The 16,273-nt window shown below is 62.0% G+C and carries 15 protein-coding genes, 1 tRNA gene and 2 pseudogenes; 11 read left to right on the top strand and 7 right to left on the bottom strand.

Going from position 1 to position 16,273, the window contains the following annotated elements:
- Together MRY84_RS01325 and MRY84_RS01320 are read left to right on the top strand one after the other, a co-directional pair.
- On the top strand, window positions 1-438 hold a 438-nt coding region (locus tag MRY84_RS01325; protein ID WP_363317456.1), incomplete at its 5' end, for an RNase A-like domain-containing protein.
- 164 nt (window positions 439-602) lie between these two features.
- Window positions 603-917, top strand: a complete 315-nt coding sequence (locus MRY84_RS01320; protein WP_291503967.1) for a contact-dependent growth inhibition system immunity protein — start codon at window positions 603-605, stop codon at window positions 915-917.
- Window positions 918-1,114: 197 nt separating this feature from the next.
- Here MRY84_RS01320 and MRY84_RS01315 read toward each other — a convergent pair.
- Window positions 1,115-1,510 (bottom strand): annotated as a pseudogene (locus MRY84_RS01315) (transposase); the annotation flags it as partial.
- A 221-nt stretch (window positions 1,511-1,731) separates the two neighbouring features.
- On the opposite strand from MRY84_RS01315, the gene MRY84_RS01310 reads away from it, so the two are divergent.
- The 5 genes and pseudogenes from MRY84_RS01310 to MRY84_RS01290 all read left to right on the top strand — a co-directional run.
- Window positions 1,732-2,751: a porin gene (locus MRY84_RS01310; RefSeq protein WP_291503966.1), complete on the top strand. Its 1,020-nt coding sequence runs from the start codon at window positions 1,732-1,734 to the stop codon at window positions 2,749-2,751.
- 1,171 nt (window positions 2,752-3,922) lie between these two features.
- Window positions 3,923-5,074 (top strand): hypothetical protein, encoded by a 1,152-nt coding sequence (locus MRY84_RS01305; RefSeq protein WP_291503965.1) that lies wholly within the window; start codon window positions 3,923-3,925, stop codon window positions 5,072-5,074.
- 4 nt (window positions 5,075-5,078) lie between these two features.
- Window positions 5,079-6,350 carry a sensor histidine kinase gene (locus tag MRY84_RS01300; RefSeq protein WP_291503964.1) on the top strand — a complete coding sequence of 424 codons (1,272 nt, stop codon included), beginning with the start codon at window positions 5,079-5,081 and terminating at the stop codon, window positions 6,348-6,350.
- 96 nt (window positions 6,351-6,446) lie between these two features.
- Window positions 6,447-7,112 (top strand): LuxR C-terminal-related transcriptional regulator, encoded by a 666-nt coding sequence (locus MRY84_RS01295; RefSeq protein ID WP_291503963.1) that lies wholly within the window; start codon window positions 6,447-6,449, stop codon window positions 7,110-7,112.
- A 259-nt stretch (window positions 7,113-7,371) separates the two neighbouring features.
- Window positions 7,372-7,593 (top strand): annotated as a pseudogene (locus MRY84_RS01290) (hypothetical protein); the annotation flags it as partial.
- A gap of 119 nt (window positions 7,594-7,712) precedes the next feature.
- Here the strand turns inward: MRY84_RS01290 and MRY84_RS01285 are convergent.
- A complete protein-coding gene (locus MRY84_RS01285; protein WP_291503962.1) occupies window positions 7,713-8,390 on the bottom strand; it encodes a lytic transglycosylase domain-containing protein in 678 nt (225 codons plus the stop codon).
- The gene (locus MRY84_RS01280) at window positions 8,387-10,132 is read right to left on the bottom strand and encodes a proline--tRNA ligase (protein WP_291503961.1); all 1,746 of its coding nucleotides are present in this window, start codon (window positions 10,130-10,132) and stop codon (window positions 8,387-8,389) included. Before MRY84_RS01280 ends, MRY84_RS01285 begins: the two co-directional genes overlap by 4 nt.
- 91 nt (window positions 10,133-10,223) lie before the next feature.
- Between MRY84_RS01280 and MRY84_RS01275 the strand changes: the two genes are divergently transcribed.
- Entirely contained in the window at window positions 10,224-10,916 is a 693-nt protein-coding gene (locus MRY84_RS01275) for an RNA pyrophosphohydrolase (RefSeq protein WP_291503968.1), read from the top strand.
- 106 nt (window positions 10,917-11,022) lie between these two features.
- On the opposite strand, the gene proB is transcribed toward MRY84_RS01275, so the two are convergent.
- The 4 genes from proB to rplU all read right to left on the bottom strand — a co-directional run bounded on the left by proB (window position 11,023) and on the right by rplU (window position 14,079).
- Window positions 11,023-12,162: a glutamate 5-kinase gene (gene proB, locus MRY84_RS01270; RefSeq protein ID WP_291503960.1), complete on the bottom strand. Its 1,140-nt coding sequence runs from the start codon at window positions 12,160-12,162 to the stop codon at window positions 11,023-11,025.
- 90 nt (window positions 12,163-12,252) lie between these two features.
- Window positions 12,253-13,323 (bottom strand): Obg family GTPase CgtA, encoded by a 1,071-nt coding sequence (gene cgtA, locus MRY84_RS01265; RefSeq protein WP_291503959.1) that lies wholly within the window; start codon window positions 13,321-13,323, stop codon window positions 12,253-12,255.
- 171 nt (window positions 13,324-13,494) lie between these two features.
- Window positions 13,495-13,752: a 50S ribosomal protein L27 gene (rpmA, locus tag MRY84_RS01260; RefSeq protein ID WP_291503958.1), complete on the bottom strand. Its 258-nt coding sequence runs from the start codon at window positions 13,750-13,752 to the stop codon at window positions 13,495-13,497.
- Between the two features lie 15 nt (window positions 13,753-13,767).
- A complete protein-coding gene (gene rplU, locus MRY84_RS01255; RefSeq protein WP_005794184.1) occupies window positions 13,768-14,079 on the bottom strand; it encodes a 50S ribosomal protein L21 in 312 nt (103 codons plus the stop codon).
- A 225-nt stretch (window positions 14,080-14,304) separates the two neighbouring features.
- Here rplU and MRY84_RS01250 point away from each other — a divergent pair, with 225 nt between their 5' ends.
- The 3 genes from MRY84_RS01250 to MRY84_RS01240 form a co-directional block, all read left to right on the top strand.
- On the top strand, window positions 14,305-15,234 hold the full coding sequence (locus MRY84_RS01250; RefSeq protein WP_291503957.1) for a polyprenyl synthetase family protein: 930 nt from the start codon (window positions 14,305-14,307) through the stop codon (window positions 15,232-15,234).
- 28 nt (window positions 15,235-15,262) lie between these two features.
- A tRNA-Pro gene (locus tag MRY84_RS01245) sits at window positions 15,263-15,339 on the top strand.
- Window positions 15,340-15,471: 132 nt separating this feature from the next.
- The coding region (locus MRY84_RS01240; RefSeq protein ID WP_291503956.1) for an ATPase, T2SS/T4P/T4SS family at window positions 15,472-16,273 on the top strand (802 nt) is incomplete at its 3' end.

Raw genomic sequence — 16,273 nt, 5'->3', positions numbered from 1 at the left:
GTGGGTGGGTTCTTGGGCGGCGTAGCGGCCATCCCTGGAGGTCGGGCTGCACTGTACGGGCTGGGGGACAGCATCCAGGGGGGATTGAATACACTGGTGGATGCCATGCCGGTGGGCTCTGGGGATGCTGCGCGACGAAGCGCAGCATTCGAGTGGGGGGCCGTCGGAGATTTGGAGGGGGCAAACAGCAGTGCTTCATTGCTCAAATCAGAAAGTGGTGGGACGCTTATCTTCCACGAGAACCTTGATGGCCACACTCTTCGAAGACACGTCGGGAAAACTGATACTGAGTTGCTAGCGCGCTTTCAAACTGAACCAGATATCTTGGATTCTTCAACGTACCCAAATTTAGAAATGGCACAGCGAGTTGTTGGAGAGACACTTCAGGCGCAGCAAGCTAAGTGCAAACTTGGCTACAAGGTCAAACACCTCGGTTGACTCTCACTCAGCCGTTCAACTACGAGGTCGGTAGGATTATTCCACGAGGGGCATTGGTATCGCAACCATCAAACAACGCATTTTTCTTGTTGGTTAGAGGCCCATTAGGTCCAAACGGTTACCGTGTTCATACTTCTTTTCCGAAACCATAACGCCAGATAACTATGAATGACATAGTGACCTATTTTTTTGAAGCGCATTTCAACCAAGATTGGACAGATGATTACGTTTCGTCTCTGGACGCTGTAAAAGCTTTCAGCTTGGATGAGCCAATTGAATCAAAGAATCAGTTGAAATCAGCCTTGCTTTATTTGCAAAGCAAAGGACCGCTACCGCAAGATGCAATTAACAAACTTGGTGGAAACTTCAAACCAGAAACCGAAGGCATCACGACCGATGTATGGTTGCAGCGTGTGCTGGAGACTCTAGCCGACCAAGAATATATCCATAAATTAAACTATTTCACAAGTCGCCCGTGATGCGACACTTACGCAAATAAATTCTGTAGTCTAAATTGCTGGCCAAATGATCCAGGTGCGTGTGCTGTTCCAGTGGGGCGAGTTATTTTTACTGCCGGGCTTTGTTGCACAAACCCCAGTCAGGCCGAGATAACCACAGCCCCAGACACAGCTATGCCATAGCGGGTACCGACCCAGGCACCTTGTCGGCGCCCAAGTTACGTGAAGCGGTTGAGCAAAGCCCCACGCACATGCAATTGCGTTACCTGTCGCTCAAACGTGCGGGCCATCCCCCCCTCGCCCAGGCGTTTGAAGCAGTGCATCTTGGTCTCCACTAGGCTTCTTCGGTGAAAACCACTCCATTTCTTCCAGATCCCCCACCCCAGCCTTTCGCAGGCTCGCAGCGCTGCATTGCGCACTGCTGCTCCCACCCAGGTCTCTTTTCACGGTTTACCGTTCTTTTGCGGGGGAATCACCGCCTGCGCGCTTCTTTGGGCTATCGCAGCATGGCAGCCTTTAGTGTCATAGGCACCGTCGGTACTCACCCTGGCTAAAAGTTCATGCGACGGCATCTGCGCCAGCAGTGCCGACAGCATCGGTGGGTCCCCTGCGCTGCCGATTTGTGCAACAAGGCCCCCATGAATTGCAATCAAAAGAAACATTCTTTTCACACTTCCCCAGCGTGCAGTAACACCTGCTGTTGCGTGCGCGCGAAACCACGGCTCAGCGCCGCCAGCGGCTTGCTTTAATCCCGCGCTGGGCTGCCCTGCCAGGTTGGACTGGTGGGCATCAGGGAGGGGCAGCCTTTCTACAACCTCTGGATCAAATACTGTTCATGAATAAATACCAAGTAACCCCTTTGGCTCTGGCAACGCTGCTGGCTTGCGCACCGGCCTGGGCGCAATCGAATGTGACGATTTATGGCGCTGTGGATGTGGCTGTGGGTAAAACATATCAAGTAGACAGTACCCAAGTGAAGCCGGGTAGGATCGGCCTACAAAGTTCTTCCATGGTGAATCTCCAAGACAGCTTTGTAGGTTTCAAAGGGGTGGAAGACTTGGGTGGCGGGCTGCAAGCGGGCTTTCAGCTGGAGCAAGGCTTAGATGCGTCCAGTGGCGCAACCGACCCTGCAGGCGCGTTTGCTCGCAACTCCAGCGTTTGGGTGGGTGATAGCTGGGGCCGCATAAAACTAGGTCGAGCCACTACGCCCAGCTATAACGCTATGGCGTCCTGGGATTTGATGGGCGCAGGAAATAATTCCATTGCAGTTCGAGTTTTCGGCGCTGTGGGCGCTGGCCTGCGCCAATCCAATCAGATCAGCTACCGTACGCCGCAATTGGGTGGTCTTATGCTGGAGGCCGCCTATGTGCCGAAGGACAACGATCTGCTCAATGGTGCCAACCGCAGCAAGGTGGACCTCGGCGCTACTTACAGAACAGGCCCTCTGACTATGGGCGCCGCCTATAACAAGGCAAGCGACCAGAAAGCCAATTTTGCCTTTGGTGCCAAATACCAATACCAAAACCTTGCATTTTCAGGCGGCTACTTTCAATCGCGCAATGGACGATATTACGACCCTTCCACCCTACTTAGCGTGGCCAATGCTATTTTTTCATCCAGTGGCATTACTCTGGGCGCCAAGGCCACCTGGAATCAATTTTCAGCAGGTATTGATATAGCCCGCGAAACCAAGGCTGAGTACACCATTGGCAATGCACGGTTTGGACGCAAAAAATACACCAACGCGACTATCAACGGTACATACGCCTTATCCAAGCGAACACAAACCTACATCAACTACATGCGGGAAGGCACTCTTAATAATTACGGTATTGGAGTTACCCATAGCTTCTAAAAAAATACAAATATCCGGTGCAAAAATATACTTAAAATAACCTTTTTCACGAATGTTCACCGGCCATAGTGATGCACTGACCCCACCGGTCACTCCTACTCCCACCGACTTACCCGCGCAGCCCCCCGCTGCGCCCGAGGCTCCGGTGCAGGCCCCCACGCCCAGTGAGCCCCCCGCGCCGGTGAATCCTCAGCTGCCACCTGCCTCCGACCAGCCGCCCCCTGCTCCGGCAGAGGGCCCCAGTGCGGACCCTGCACACAACCCCACTCCAGCCCAACAGCCCGATGAGGCCAGCCCCACGGCCGGGCCCAACGGCTCAACCAACACCGGCAGCAGCCCACCCGGCGCACGCCCTGGGCTGGGCAGCAGTGGGGAATCCAGTCCGGGGGGCTCCGGAGCTGGCGGTACCGGCAGTGTTGGCCCTGGTGGCGGGGGACAGCAGCCCGTGGGCGGGCTGAGCACCAACGTCGGCGGTAGCGGCGGTGGGAGCCCGGGAAACTGGGCAACCTACAGCGATGCAGGACAGGTGCAGGGCGGCGGCCAGGCGTACTCGGCCGCGGGTACGCCACAGGGTGGTGCAGCATCTCAGCCCACAGCCAGTGGCACGAGTGTGCCGCCTGGCGGCTATGGTTCTGGAGGAGGGAGTTCTCAGCAGGGCGGTGCGCAGGGGGGCCAGCCCCCTGTTGGAGCGCCGCCGGGGGCGCTGGCACCAGCCACCACGCTGGCTGGCACGGCTGTGACGATTTCAGGCGCTGGCACCAGCTGGGGTGCTGGTTCTGCCGTACACAACGGCAGCGCCATGGGAGGCCAAAACTACGGCGCTGCGCCATGGCAGGGCGCGGCGACCGGCGGCGGGCTGCGGACTGAAGGGACGAGTACGGGCGGGGGTTTACCGCGCCCGCCTGGCACCAGCCCGGCAGCAACGCAGGTGGGCATTGCCAACCCTCGGGCTGATGCAGCTGCGCAGTCTTTGGCACAAGGCAATGGGTTCGCTGCTGCCAAAAGCATGCCTGCCAGCGCAGGACAAACACCTGCGGCGGTGCAGGCCGCGCAGGCAGCACAGAGCGCACAGGCGGCAACTGTGGGAGCGGCACCGCCGACGGAAGGCCGCAAACAGACGCCCCCCCAGCCACGCACAGAGAATCGAGAGGGCGCAGCGCCGTCTGGGAGCATGGCGGGGCGCGCCGGTGCGCTGCCTGCAGTGGCGCAGGCGCAAGCTGCCCTGGCCCAGGCATTGGGTCGCACGTTGGCTGGCCAGATGACGGCGGGGGCAGCTGCGGTGGCGCTGGCGCAGGCGCAGTGGGCGCTGCGGGCTGCGCGCTTGGGCGAGGGCCCTGCGGGGGGCTTTGCGGGGATGGCGCGGCCGGGCGCAGGAGCCGCCGCAGCAGGGGCTACGGCGCGCGGGCCTGAAATGGCCCCACGCGGCGTGCGGCCCGATGGGCTGGCGCTGGGGCCACGCGGCCGCGCTGAGGGGCCGCTGGCAGCTGCCACAGGCGCAGACGCCAAAGGTTCGATAGCAACGGGGGCAGCAGGCGGGCGTGAGGAGCGGGAGCCTGGCAAGCCGCTGCTCGCGGGCGAACCGACGGAGATGCCGCATGCCCTGGCAATGGCTTTGGCTCTGGCACCGAAGGTTCGGCAGCGGGTGTCGCAGGACCGGGTGGAGCGGGTGGACCGCGACATGCCACGCAATGCTGCGCCGGAGCTGGAGGACGAAGATTTCTGGGATGCCTGGAGCGATGCCGATGAGGACGCGCAGGAGGAGCCCGGTGAGGCGCCAGGGCTGGAGGATATGAGTCGAGAAGCCGCTGCCCAGCACTACCGAGCGCTGCGGGTGTGGCTGGAGGCCAATGCGCAGCAGGCATTGTTGCGGGAGCTGGAGGCGGGTCGCTGTGTGTTGGTGCTGGCGCCGCCCGATGTGTCGCACATGCGCCTGTGGGGGCATGTACTGCGCCCGGATGCGGTGCGTCCGGGGCGGGCTGCTGGCGCAGCAGGGCAAGCCTGGCCGCTGGTGGCGCGCTGGACGGCAACGATGCCTGCCGATACGCAGTGGCGGGTGTGGCGCTTGCGCCAGGACGTGGATGCCGCAGGCCGGTGGCGGCTGGGAGCTTCTCGGCCAGATCGCCACACGCCGCAGCTGGTGGTGCATAGCGCGGCTGACGAGCCTGCGGCGGCGGGCCCGGGTGCGCCCGAGCGCATTGTGCTGCAGGAGCCGCGCCGCCTGCGTCGCTTGCTGGGCACGCAGTGGACACTGATGGCACTGCGGGTGCCTGTACCGCTGGATGGCGCGGGCCTGGGTGCGCTGCATGCCGTGCATGCAGGGTGATGGCTTGAACAGCGTAGGCTTGGCGCAGGGGCTGCCTGCCGACTGGCAGGCCTGTGCGCTGACTGCTCTGGGCGATGCGATGGCGGTGCTGGATGTGTCTGGCACAGGTCGGGTGCTTTGGCGCAATGCAGCGCTGTGTGCGGCAGTGGCCCCTCCCACGGAGAGGGTAGAGCAGGACACCTGGCCGCCCGTGGGTGCCCCCCTGGCACTGCTGTGCGAGCGGCTGGAAGGGTTGACGGCCGGGATGTGCGCGGTAGCCCAATGGCCGGGCTGTGATCAAGGATGGGCAGGCACGGTGGAGTTGTGTGGCGAGCAAGTGGATGGGCTCGACGAGGCACACGATGGCCGCATGCATGCCGCGCCTGGGGGTGCACGCACGCGCCCTGCCCGACTGGCCCCGGTGGCACCGCAGCAGGGACTGTGGGCGCTGTGGCTTGGGCCTGATGGAGGGGCGCTGAACCCTACGCGACGCCACCTGGAAGACCGTGAGCGACTGCTTTTTACGTCGCACAGCTTGGCGGTGGGCGAGATGGCGACCACGTTGGCACATGAGCTCAACCAGCCGCTAGGGGCGGTGGGCAATGTGCTGCGGGGCCTGAAGGCGCGGCTGGCATCCGCTGGTGAAAGTTTGCAGCCGCAGATGTTGCCGCCGCTGACGCAAGGGGTGCAGCTGGCGTTGGAGCAGGTGCAGTACGCGGCACGGGTGATTGGCCGGGTGCGGGACTACACGCGCAATCACCAACCGCAACGGGAGCCTCTGGATACGCTGACCTTGTTGCGCAGTAGCTTGGCGCTACTGGATTGGGACCTGGAGCGCCACGGGGTGCAGTGGTCCGTACAGGAGGACGGCATTGAGCAGACGCTGCAGCAGCGCGGCTGGGCGGTGGTGGCCGATGGTGTGATGGTGCAGCAGGTGCTGGTGAATTTGCTGCGCAATGCGATCGATGCCATGGCGACGTCGCCCGCGCACGAGCGACGTCTGGAGGTCGTGTGCCGGATCGATGAGGTGGACCAGATGCTGGAGATGGCGATCCGGGATTCAGGGTGTGGCATGGAGGATGAGACGGCGGCGCAGTTGTTCATGCCGTTTTTCTCGACGAAACCCACGGGAATGGGTGTGGGGCTGAACATCTGCCGCAGCCTGATTGAACTGCACCAGGGCCGCCTGTGGTTCACGCCCAATACGGACCGGGGTTGCACGTTCTTCGTCGCGCTGCCGTTGGTTGCAACACAGGACACGCAGGATACGCAGGAGCTGGCGGCAGATCGGGCCTGAGCAGGGGGCAGACCTGGCACGAGGAGGGCGGCCATGCAGCCACCTCCCGATTGCGACTGCACCCCAAAGATTTTTGCATGAGGGAGAGATAGACACATGATAGTGGGGCAAGATAGACCGACTACACGAACGCTGTACCTGCTGGATGACAACGCGGAGTTCCGAACTACAGCCCGCTGGTGGTTGGAGGGGGCGGGCTACCGGGTCATGGATTTCGGAGACGCTGCTGCAGCCATTGCGGCCCTGGAACGTCAGATGCAGGTGGGCTCGCTGACTGACAGTTGCCTGCTGCTGGATGTGCGCATGCCGGGGATGTCCGGGCTGCAGGTGCACGATGCGCTGATTGCGCGGGGGATAGCGGGGCCACAGGCGCAGTGGCCGCTGCCTGTGGTTTACATGACGGGGCATGGCGATGTGCCGCTGGCGGTACAGGCCATGGAAAAAGGCGCAGTCACGTTTCTGGAAAAACCGTTTGAAGACAGTGCGCTTGAGCACGCACTGGCCCGGGCGTTTGAGGCCCCGGCTGCGCCACCTCGGCCACCAGCCTGTGCAGAGTTCCAGCGCAGGCTGGCCACGCTGACGGACAGAGAGTCCGAGGTGATGCGGGGGGTGGTGGACGGCAAGATGAGCAAGGAGATTGCTCGGGACCTGAACATCAGCGCCAAGACGGTGGAACTACACCGGGGTCGGGTTCTCGGGAAGATGCAGGCCGACTCTGCGGTGCACCTGACCCGCATGGCCATGGCGCAGAGGGTGCTGTAGGCACCTTTGCGCGGGCTGTACAAGGAATGTGAGGCGCTGCACAACGCGCACGGACGGACCGACAGGGTGTTTCAAGGTCTTCAGCCGCAACGAGTCGCAGGCAGCCGGAGCGCGCGACAGAGGGTCGGGCAGATATTTGGTGCAGGAGGCCAAACTACTCTGATGCAGGATGAAAGAGCGTTGGAAGGCTGTTGATATCCAAGCCCTCGCTACCACCGGACACCATTCTGTGTACCGTTGGCAGCGCCACGCTGGCCACCGCGTGAGAGACGACTGGCATGTTCAGAACGTCAATGCCTATGTCAGCAGACTGAGCGGATGGACGCAGCGCTTCAAGAGCGTCGCCACGAAGTATCTCGGATCGTGCCTGGGGTGGTTCAAGATGCTGGATCGGCACACCCCAATGGGCTGCAGCCCGCCCCGATACTGGGCGTGGCCGTGGGAAACCGAGACGTCAGCGGCATTCGCCAGAAGAGTCTAAAAAATCGCCCTTTGCGCTTGTCTGATCAGCGCCAGTAGCTATATTTTTGATAGCGATTTCGCATTTTCCACGGTCGGCTCTTGCACGCCACCAGCACTCCAACGTTTTCTGCGCCCCGGTCAGGCGGAAGGCACTGGAGGCTTTTCGCCGAATAACCAGTTGCGCTGCGCACCAAACACCGCATCGGGATAAGGTGAACGCCCGCGGCTGCCGTTGTAGCGGCCCAGCGCCATGAACAGGTCGCCCCGCTCGCGCTCGATGTAGTGGCGCAGGATCACGCAGCCAAAGCGCAGGTTGGTCTGCATGTGGAACAGCTTGCCAGGATCGCCATCGCCGATCACCCGTGTCCAGAACGGCATCACCTGCATGTAGCCACGCGCGCCCACGCTGGAGACTGCGAACTTGCGGAATGCGCTCTCCACCTGCACCAGCCCCAGCACGAGAGACACATCCAGGCCCGCACGGGCAGACTCGTACCACACGGTCTGCAAAAACTCGCGGCGCACGTCCAGGTCGGGTTTGCGGCGGCGCAGCCGATCGCTCATCGTGCTGAGCCACCGCAGGTAGTGAATGCGCGCTTCGGTGGAACGGAATTCGGGTTCGGGCGGCGCGCTGAAGGCGATGGCGGAGGCCAGGGCTGTGCGCACCGAATCCGCCAGGGGCTCTTCAAGCTGCCCCCCTGCCCAGGCAGCCTCAGGCGCCAGGGCCAGCCACGCCACGGGGCACGCGGCGCCGGCACCCAGCAAGGCCCGCCGGCTCAGCCCGGCCCGGCCCGGCTGAGAGGCGCTCTGGCTCATGCCGCGAGCCGGCCCTTCACGTGGGCCAGGATGTCGGCCACTGCCACCTTGGCGGCGGCGGCGTCGCGGCGGTGCTGGTACTCAACCACGCCCTCCTTGAGGCTCTTGTCGCCAATCGTCACGCGGTGCGGCACGCCGATCAGCTCCCAGTCGGCAAACATGGCACCGGGACGTTCGCCACGGTCGTCCAGGATCACATCCACACCCGCGGCCAGCAGGTCGGCATACAGCTGCTCGGCCGTGGCCTTGACGGCCTCGCTGCGGTCCATGCCCACAGGGCAGACCACCACGGTGAAAGGCGCGATCGCGTCGGGCCAGATGATGCCGCGCTCGTCGTGGTTCTGCTCGATGGCGGCCGCCGGCAAGCGTGTGACGCCGATGCCGTAGCAGCCCATCTCGAAGGGCTGGGGCTTGCCGTTTTCGTCCAGGAACGTGGCGTTCATGGCCTTGGAATACTTGGTGCCAAGGTAAAACACATGGCCCACTTCAATGCCGCGCTCAATGGCCAGGTCACCCTTGCCGTCAGGCGAGCGGTCGCCCGCCACCACGTTGCGCAGGTCGGCCACGGCATCGGGCTCGGGCAGGTCGCGGCCCCAGTTCACGCCGGTGATGTGGAAGTCGGGTTCGTTGGCACCGCAGATCCAGTCAGCCATCACGGCCACCTCGCGATCCACCACGAGCTTGACAGGCTTCTTCAGGCCCAGGGGGCCCAGGTAGCCGGGCTTGCAGCCGAAGTGGTCTTCGATTTCCGCCAGGCTCGCGAAGCGGAATCCCGCGTCCAGCCCCGGCACCTTGGCCACCTTGATCTCGTTCATGTCGTGGTCGCCGCGCAGCAGCAGCAGCCAGACTTGGCTCTTGACGATCTCACCGGCTTCATTGGTGTCGTCGGTGGCCAATACCAGCGACTTCACGGTGGTTTGCAAGGGTACGCCCAGCAGCTCGGCCACATCGGCGCAAGTGGCCTTGCCGGGGGTGGCCGTCTTGGTCATGGGCTGGGTGGCCGCACCGCGCGGCCCGGCGGGTGCCAGAGCCTCGGCCTTTTCCATGTTGGCGGCATAGTCGCTGGCCGGACAGTAGACGATGGCGTCTTCGCCCGTGGCGGCGATCACCTGGAACTCCTCCGACAGGTCTCCTCCGATGGCGCCGCTGTCGGCCGCGACCGCGCGGTAGGTCAGGCCGAAGCGGTCGAAGATGCGGCGGTAGGCCTGCGCCATGACCTGGTAGCTGGCCTTGGCGGCCGCCTGGTCCTTGTCGAAGCTGTAGGCGTCCTTCATGATGAATTCGCGCCCCCGCATCAGGCCGAAGCGCGGACGGCGCTCATCGCGGAACTTGGTCTGGATCTGGTAGAAGTTCTTTGGCAGCTGCTTGTAGCTCTTGAGCTCCTGGCGAGCGATGTCAGTGACCACTTCCTCGCTGGTGGGCTGCACCACGAAATCACGGCCGTGGCGGTCCTGGATGCGCAGCAGCTCGGGGCCCATCTTTTCGAACCGGCCGGTTTCCTGCCAGAGTTCGGCGGGCTGGACCACGGGCATGGTCAGCTCCACGGCGCCTGCGCGGTTCATCTCCTCGCGCACGATGGCTTCCACCTTGCGGATCACCCTGAGCCCCATGGGCATGTAGTTATAGATCCCGGCGCCCAGCTTCTTGATCAGCCCCGCCCGCGTCATGAGTTTGTGGCTGACCACCTCGGCATCCGCCGGGGCTTCCTTGAGGGTGGAAATAAAGAATTGGGAGGCTTTCATCGGGACGATATCGAGCAGAACAAGCTGGTCCACTTGCCGCACGCTAGGCGCCGTGCATAATGGACACAGTTTAAAAATTTGGGGTTTGATTATGCTTGACCGGGACGGCTTTCGGCCGAACGTCGGCATCATCCTGCTCAACCAGAAAAACCAGGTGTTCTGGGGCAAGCGCATCCGCACCCACAGCTGGCAGTTTCCGCAGGGCGGCATTGACCGGGGCGAAACCCCCGAGCAGGCCATGTTCCGTGAACTGCACGAAGAAGTGGGATTATTGCCCAGCCACGTGCGCGTGGTGGCCCGCACCCGGGACTGGTTGCGCTATGAGGTGCCTGACCGGTACATCCGCCGCGATGCACGCGGACACTACAAGGGCCAGAAACAAATCTGGTATCTGCTTCAACTGGTAGGACACGACTGGGACCTGAACCTGCGTGCCACCAACCATCCGGAATTCGACGCCTGGCGCTGGAATGACTACTGGGTTCCGCTGGATGTCGTGGTCGAATTCAAGCGTGGCGTCTATGAAATGGCGCTGACGGAACTGGCCCGCTTCCTGCCTCGCCACGAACAGCGCAATCGCTACCTGCGCAGCGGCATGCGCACGCGCGAGGGTGAGCATGCGGGCGCGATGTTTCGCACAGGCTCCATGCTGGTCAATCCGGGCATGGAGCTCCCCCCCGGGGCGAGCTTCGACCCCGATCCGCAAACCAGCATTCCCGCAGAGTTGGACGCCCTGCCCCCTTCATCGAGCCCTGATTCGGGTTCGAACTCCAAGCAGCGCTAGAAATGCCACCGTCCGGCCAGTAGTGCACCGAGGGGGGCCTGCGGACACAGCCTGTGCCGCTGCCCCGGGCATGCGCCATCGGCAAACGCAGGCTGCTCGGCCCGGTTCAGCTGGCCGCAAGCACCAGGTTGTCCCGGTGCACCATTTCGGCCTCCGCCACATAGCCGAGGAGCTTTTCGAATTCGGCCGACGGCTTGCGGCACAACAGGCGCGCTTCAGCGGCGGCATAGTTGGCCAGGCCCCGGGCGATTTCAACGCCCGCGGCATCCCGCACGGCAATCACATCGCCGCGCGAAAAGTCACCCTCCACCGCGGTCATGCCAATCGGCAACAGGCTCTTGCCTTCGTCCCGCACCTTGGCTGCCGCACCAGCATCGACCACCACTGCGCCGCGCAGTTGCAGGTGGTCCGCCATCCATTGCTTGCGCGCCTGCTTTTTCTGCGTCTGGGCCACCAGCAAGGTTCCCAGCGCGTCGCCACGCACCAAGCGGAGCAGCACGTCGGCCTCCCGCCCCCAGGCAATCACCGTGGACGCCCCGGACCCCGCAGCCCGCTTGGCCGCGAGGATCTTGGTGATCATGCCCCCCTTGCCGATGCTCGAGCCCGCGCCGCCGGCCATGGCCTCCAGCGCCGGATCGCCCGCCTTCGCTTCGTGCACGAACTGCGCGGACGCATCGCGGCGAGGGTCGGCGGTGTACAAGCCTTTCTGGTCCGTGAGGATGATCAGCGCATCGGCCTCGACCAGGTTGGCCACCAAGGCCCCCAGCGTGTCGTTGTCGCCAAATTTGATTTCGTCATTGACGACAGTGTCGTTCTCATTGATCACCGGCACCACGCCCAGGCGCAGCAGCGTGAGCAGGGTCGAGCGCGCGTTCAGGTAGCGCTCCCGGTCGGCCAGATCCGCGTGCGTGAGCAGCACCTGAGCACTGCCCATGCCTTGCTCGCGCAGCTTGGTCTCATACATCTGGGCCAACCCCATCTGCCCGACGGCCGCGGCGGCCTGGAGTTCGTGGACTTCGTGCGGCCGCGTGGTCCATCCCAGACGCTTCATGCCTTCGGCAATGGCGCCGCTGGACACCATCACCACTTCACGCGGCGCCCCGCCATCGCCGCGCACCAACGCCGCCAGCTGGCGACTCCATTCGCCAATGGCGGTTTCATCGAGGCCACGGCCCTCGTTGGTCACGAGACTGGAACCCACCTTGACCACAATGCGGCGGGCATCACGCAATACGCTGGAAACCATTTTTAAGTGCTTTGGACCACTAACGCTCTTCCATCAAGCGTCGGCAGCTATTAAAATTATAGCAATCGATCTCAACGACCCTGCCAGGGATCAGGCCGGTGCGTCGCCTGCAAAACGGGGATCCACTTCCACTGGCTCGTTTTCAGTGCGTTGCTCGGACTGCACGTGACGGAAGATGGCATGGATCAGCGGCTCGCACCCCTCTCGCGTCAGGGCTGAAATCTCAAACACGGGACCCTTCCACTTGAAGCGCTTGACGAAGTCCTTGACCCGTGCCTCCCGCTCGTCGGGAGGCACCAGGTCGAGCTTGTTGAGCACGAGCCAGCGCGGCTTGTCGTACAGCTTCTGGTCATACTTCTTCAGCTCGTTCACGATGGCTTTGGCTTGCGCCACAGGGTCCACTGCGTCATCGAAGGGCGCCAGATCCACGATGTGAAGCAGCAAGCGGGTGCGCTGCAGGTGGCGAAGGAACTGATGCCCCAGACCGGCCCCCTCCGAGGCACCTTCGATCAAACCCGGAATATCGGCCACCACAAAGCTCTGCTCCGGCCCCACCCGCACAACCCCGAGGTTGGGATGCAGCGTGGTGAATGGATAGTCTGCAATTTTGGGCCGGGCATTGGACACCGCCGTGATGAAGGTGGATTTCCCCGCATTGGGCATTCCCAGCAAGCCAACATCAGCCAGAACCTTCAGTTCCAGCTTGAGATTCTTTCTCTCGCCCGGCCAGCCTGGCGTCTTCTGCCGTGGCGCGCGATTGATGGCGCTCTTGAAACGCATATTGCCAAAGCCACCATCGCCACCCTTGGCAATGGTGATGACCTCGCCCGGGGTCAGCAACTCGTAGAGCACCTCGCCCGTCTCGGCATCGGTGATGATGGTCCCGACAGGCATCTTGAGAGTGATGTCGGCACCGGCGGCGCCGAACATGTCCGATCCCATGCCATGTTCGCCACGCTTGGCCTCGTACCGGCGTGAGTAGCGGTAATCCACCAGGGTATTGAGGTTGGGATCGGCCACGGCAAACACATGCCCGCCACGCCCCCCGTCGCCCCCATTGGGGCCGCCGAACTCCTTGTACTTTTCGTGCCTGAACGACACGCAGCCATTGCCACCATCGCCGGCGGCAATGTCAATAAAGGCTTCATCGACGAACTTCATGGGATATCCAGTTTACAAAAGGGCGCAGGACCAGCAGTGGACCGCCCCATTTCTGTCGGAACTGCCAATGCCTGGCAGGCGCCAGTCTGCAGACGATCTCCGTGCATCGTACAGACCAAACAACAAAGCCCCGGCAAAGCGGGGCTTCGATGGCTACCGGGGGAACAAACCTCAGGCAGGAGTCACACTGACCGTCGATTTGGACAATGCACCCTTGGTGCCGAACGACACATGGCCGTCCACCAGGGCAAACAGGGTGTGGTCCTTGCCCACGCCGACATTGGTGCCGGGGTGGAAACGCGTGCCGCGCTGACGCACGATGATCGAGCCAGCGCTGATCAGTTCACCACCGAACGCCTTGACACCCAGCATCTTTGGCTTGGAGTCGCGCCCGTTTCGCGTAGAGCCGCCGCCTTTTTTCTGTGCCATGACTAGCTCCTTCGATTAAGCAGCAATCGCACCGATTTGCAGCTCAGTGAACTGCTGGCGATGGCCTTGGCGTTTTTGATAGTGCTTGCGACGGCGCATCTTGAAGATGTGCACTTTGTCGTGCTTGCCGTGGGCCACAACAGTGGCTTTCACGGTTGCGCCGGACACCAGGGGCGTACCCACCTTCAGTTCAGCGCCGTTGCCGACAGCCAGAACCTGGTCGATCACAATTTCCTGGCCTACGTCCGCAGCAATCTGTTCTACTTTAATTTTTTCGCCGGAAGCAACGCGATACTGCTTGCCGCCGGTTTTTATGACCGCGTACATGTTGACCTCTTGATTTGAGTTCTGCGGACGAATTTCCACAGAGCCTTTGAGTATAGCGCATAGCCCGGCCACGCGCCACCCCCTCCAAGACGCCGCGCAACACAGTCCGCACGAAAGCGAATCGGCTCTTGCACGCTTCCTATAATCCGGTCTCTTTCTGTGACCACCATCTTGACTGACCATACCGCCCCCGCAGCCTCGCCACTCTTGCTCGTTGCACAAGACATGCACGAGGTCGACAAGGTCATCAGTCAGCGCCTGACCTCCAGCGTTCCCCTGGTGGCACAGATATCGCAGTACATCATCGCCGCGGGCGGAAAACGCTTGCGCCCTGCCCTCCTTCTGATGGTGTGCGGCGCATTGGATTACCGAGGCGCGCACCGACACAGCCTGGCTGCAGTGGTGGAACTCATCCATACCGCGACGCTGCTGCACGACGACGTCGTCGACGCCTCGACTTTGCGCAGAGGCCGCCCCACCGCTAACGAGACCTTCGGGAACCCTGCCAGCGTTCTCGTAGGCGACTTCCTGCACACCCGCTCCTTCCAGATGATGGTCGAAGCGGGCAGCATGCGCATCATGGAAATCCTCTCGGAAGCCACCAATGTGATCGCCGAAGGCGAGGTGCTCCAGTTGATGAACATGCATGATGCATCGCTGGACGAAGCGGGTTACCTGCGCGTGATCCGCTCCAAGACCGCGAAACTATTCGAAGCCAGCGCTCGCCTGGCCGCCGTTTTGGCCGCAAGCCCACCAGACGTGGAGGATGCATGCGCCACGTACGGTCAAGCGCTTGGAACGGCCTTTCAGATCATTGACGATGTCCTCGACTACGACGGCGACACGACAGAAATGGGAAAGAACCTGGGCGATGATTTACGGGAAGGCAAATCCACCCTCCCCCTCATTGCCGCGATGGCACGGGGGACGCCCGCCCAAGCACAAATCGTGCACAACGCCATAGAGCACGGCTCCACAGACCAATTGGCGGAGATCGTGCAGATCGTTCGCGATACAGGCGCCCTCGACATTACGCGAGCGGCCGCTGCGAACGAGGCTCGCCGTGCAATGGCAGCGGTAGAACGACTGCCTTCGAACGCCTACTCCGCTGCTTTGCTAGAATTGGCTGCGCAGTTACTTTCAAGGCGCAATTGACCTTGTCGCATTGCGCGAAAGGCCAAAACGGGGTGTAGCTTAGCCTGGTAGAGCGCTACGTTCGGGACGTAGAGGCCGGAGGTTCGAATCCTCTCACCCCGACCAAAATACATTGCAACCACCAACCCGGACCGTCTACGGCTGTGGTGCTGTTGCCAATATCGATCACTGTACAGCCTGCAATTGATCGGTGATGATAGGATGGTTTCTTTTCCACACCTATACATTACCGGTTACATGGCCGCTGTCGATACTGCCCCTAAAGAAGCCTCCGCAGTTGCCCTCCCCGGTCTGGGCAGGGCGTTGATCTCTGCCGGCAAGCTGACCCAGAAGGCCGCAGAAGACATTTACAAAAAGTCACAAATTAGTCGCTCGAGCTTTATTGCCGAGCTGACAGGCTCGGGAGCCGTTTCAGCAGCGGATTTGGCGCACACCGTCTCGGCTGTATTTGGCGCCCCCCTGCTGGACCTGGAGGCTATTGACCCCGTGCGGCTCCCGAAGGAGCTTCTAGACCCCAAGATCTGCCAAGCCTATAAAGTCATTGTCCTCAGCAAGCGGAATAATCGGCTTATAGTTGCTACCGCGGATCCCACCGATCAGGAAGCTGCGGAGAAAATCAAGTTCACCACCCAAATGGGCGTGGATTGGATTATTGCAGAGTACGACAAACTCAACCGGTTGGTAGAAGAAACGACCAAGTCCACCGCACAGACGATGGACACGCTCGTGAGTGGGGGGGGCGATTTTGAATTTGATGACGCGCCCATTGAAGAGGCGCCGGACAACAGCGATAGCGCAGCTACCGATGTGGAAGACGCTCCCATCGTCAAGTTTTTGCACAAGATGCTGTTGGACGCCTTCAACATGCGTGCGTCGGATTTGCATTTTGAGCCGTACGAGCACCAATACCGTGTGCGCTTTCGCATCGACGGAGAACTCCGGGAGATCGCATCACCCCCCATCGCAATCAAGGACAAGCTCGCGTCCCGCATCAAGGTGATTTCGCGCCTCGATATTTCCGAGACACGGGTGCCGCAGG

The organism is Acidovorax sp. (assembly GCF_022763525.1).
Taxonomy (GTDB): Bacteria; Pseudomonadota; Gammaproteobacteria; order Burkholderiales; family Burkholderiaceae_C; genus Acidovorax.
Note: the sequence above shows the minus strand (reverse complement) of the source record. Positions and strands in the feature narration are given on the sequence as shown.

What these genes read in the sequence shown, in the direction of transcription:
- MRY84_RS01320 (WP_291503967.1), top strand. Translation starts at nt 603, where the DNA reads ATGAATGACATAGTGACCTATTTTTTTGAAGCGCATTTCAACCAAGAT.
- MRY84_RS01310 (WP_291503966.1), top strand. Translation starts at nt 1,732, where the DNA reads ATGAATAAATACCAAGTAACCCCTTTGGCTCTGGCAACGCTGCTGGCT.
- MRY84_RS01305 (WP_291503965.1), top strand. Translation starts at nt 3,923, where the DNA reads ATGGCGGGGCGCGCCGGTGCGCTGCCTGCAGTGGCGCAGGCGCAAGCT.
- MRY84_RS01295 (WP_291503963.1), top strand. Translation starts at nt 6,447, where the DNA reads ATGATAGTGGGGCAAGATAGACCGACTACACGAACGCTGTACCTGCTG.
- MRY84_RS01285 (WP_291503962.1), bottom strand. Translation starts at nt 8,390, where the DNA reads ATGAGCCAGAGCGCCTCTCAGCCGGGCCGGGCCGGGCTGAGCCGGCGG.
- MRY84_RS01280 (WP_291503961.1), bottom strand. Translation starts at nt 10,132, where the DNA reads ATGAAAGCCTCCCAATTCTTTATTTCCACCCTCAAGGAAGCCCCGGCG.
- MRY84_RS01275 (WP_291503968.1), top strand. Translation starts at nt 10,224, where the DNA reads ATGCTTGACCGGGACGGCTTTCGGCCGAACGTCGGCATCATCCTGCTC.
- proB (WP_291503960.1), bottom strand. Translation starts at nt 12,162, where the DNA reads ATGGTTTCCAGCGTATTGCGTGATGCCCGCCGCATTGTGGTCAAGGTG.
- cgtA (WP_291503959.1), bottom strand. Translation starts at nt 13,323, where the DNA reads ATGAAGTTCGTCGATGAAGCCTTTATTGACATTGCCGCCGGCGATGGT.
- rpmA (WP_291503958.1), bottom strand. Translation starts at nt 13,752, where the DNA reads ATGGCACAGAAAAAAGGCGGCGGCTCTACGCGAAACGGGCGCGACTCC.
- rplU (WP_005794184.1), bottom strand. Translation starts at nt 14,079, where the DNA reads ATGTACGCGGTCATAAAAACCGGCGGCAAGCAGTATCGCGTTGCTTCC.
- MRY84_RS01250 (WP_291503957.1), top strand. Translation starts at nt 14,305, where the DNA reads ATGCACGAGGTCGACAAGGTCATCAGTCAGCGCCTGACCTCCAGCGTT.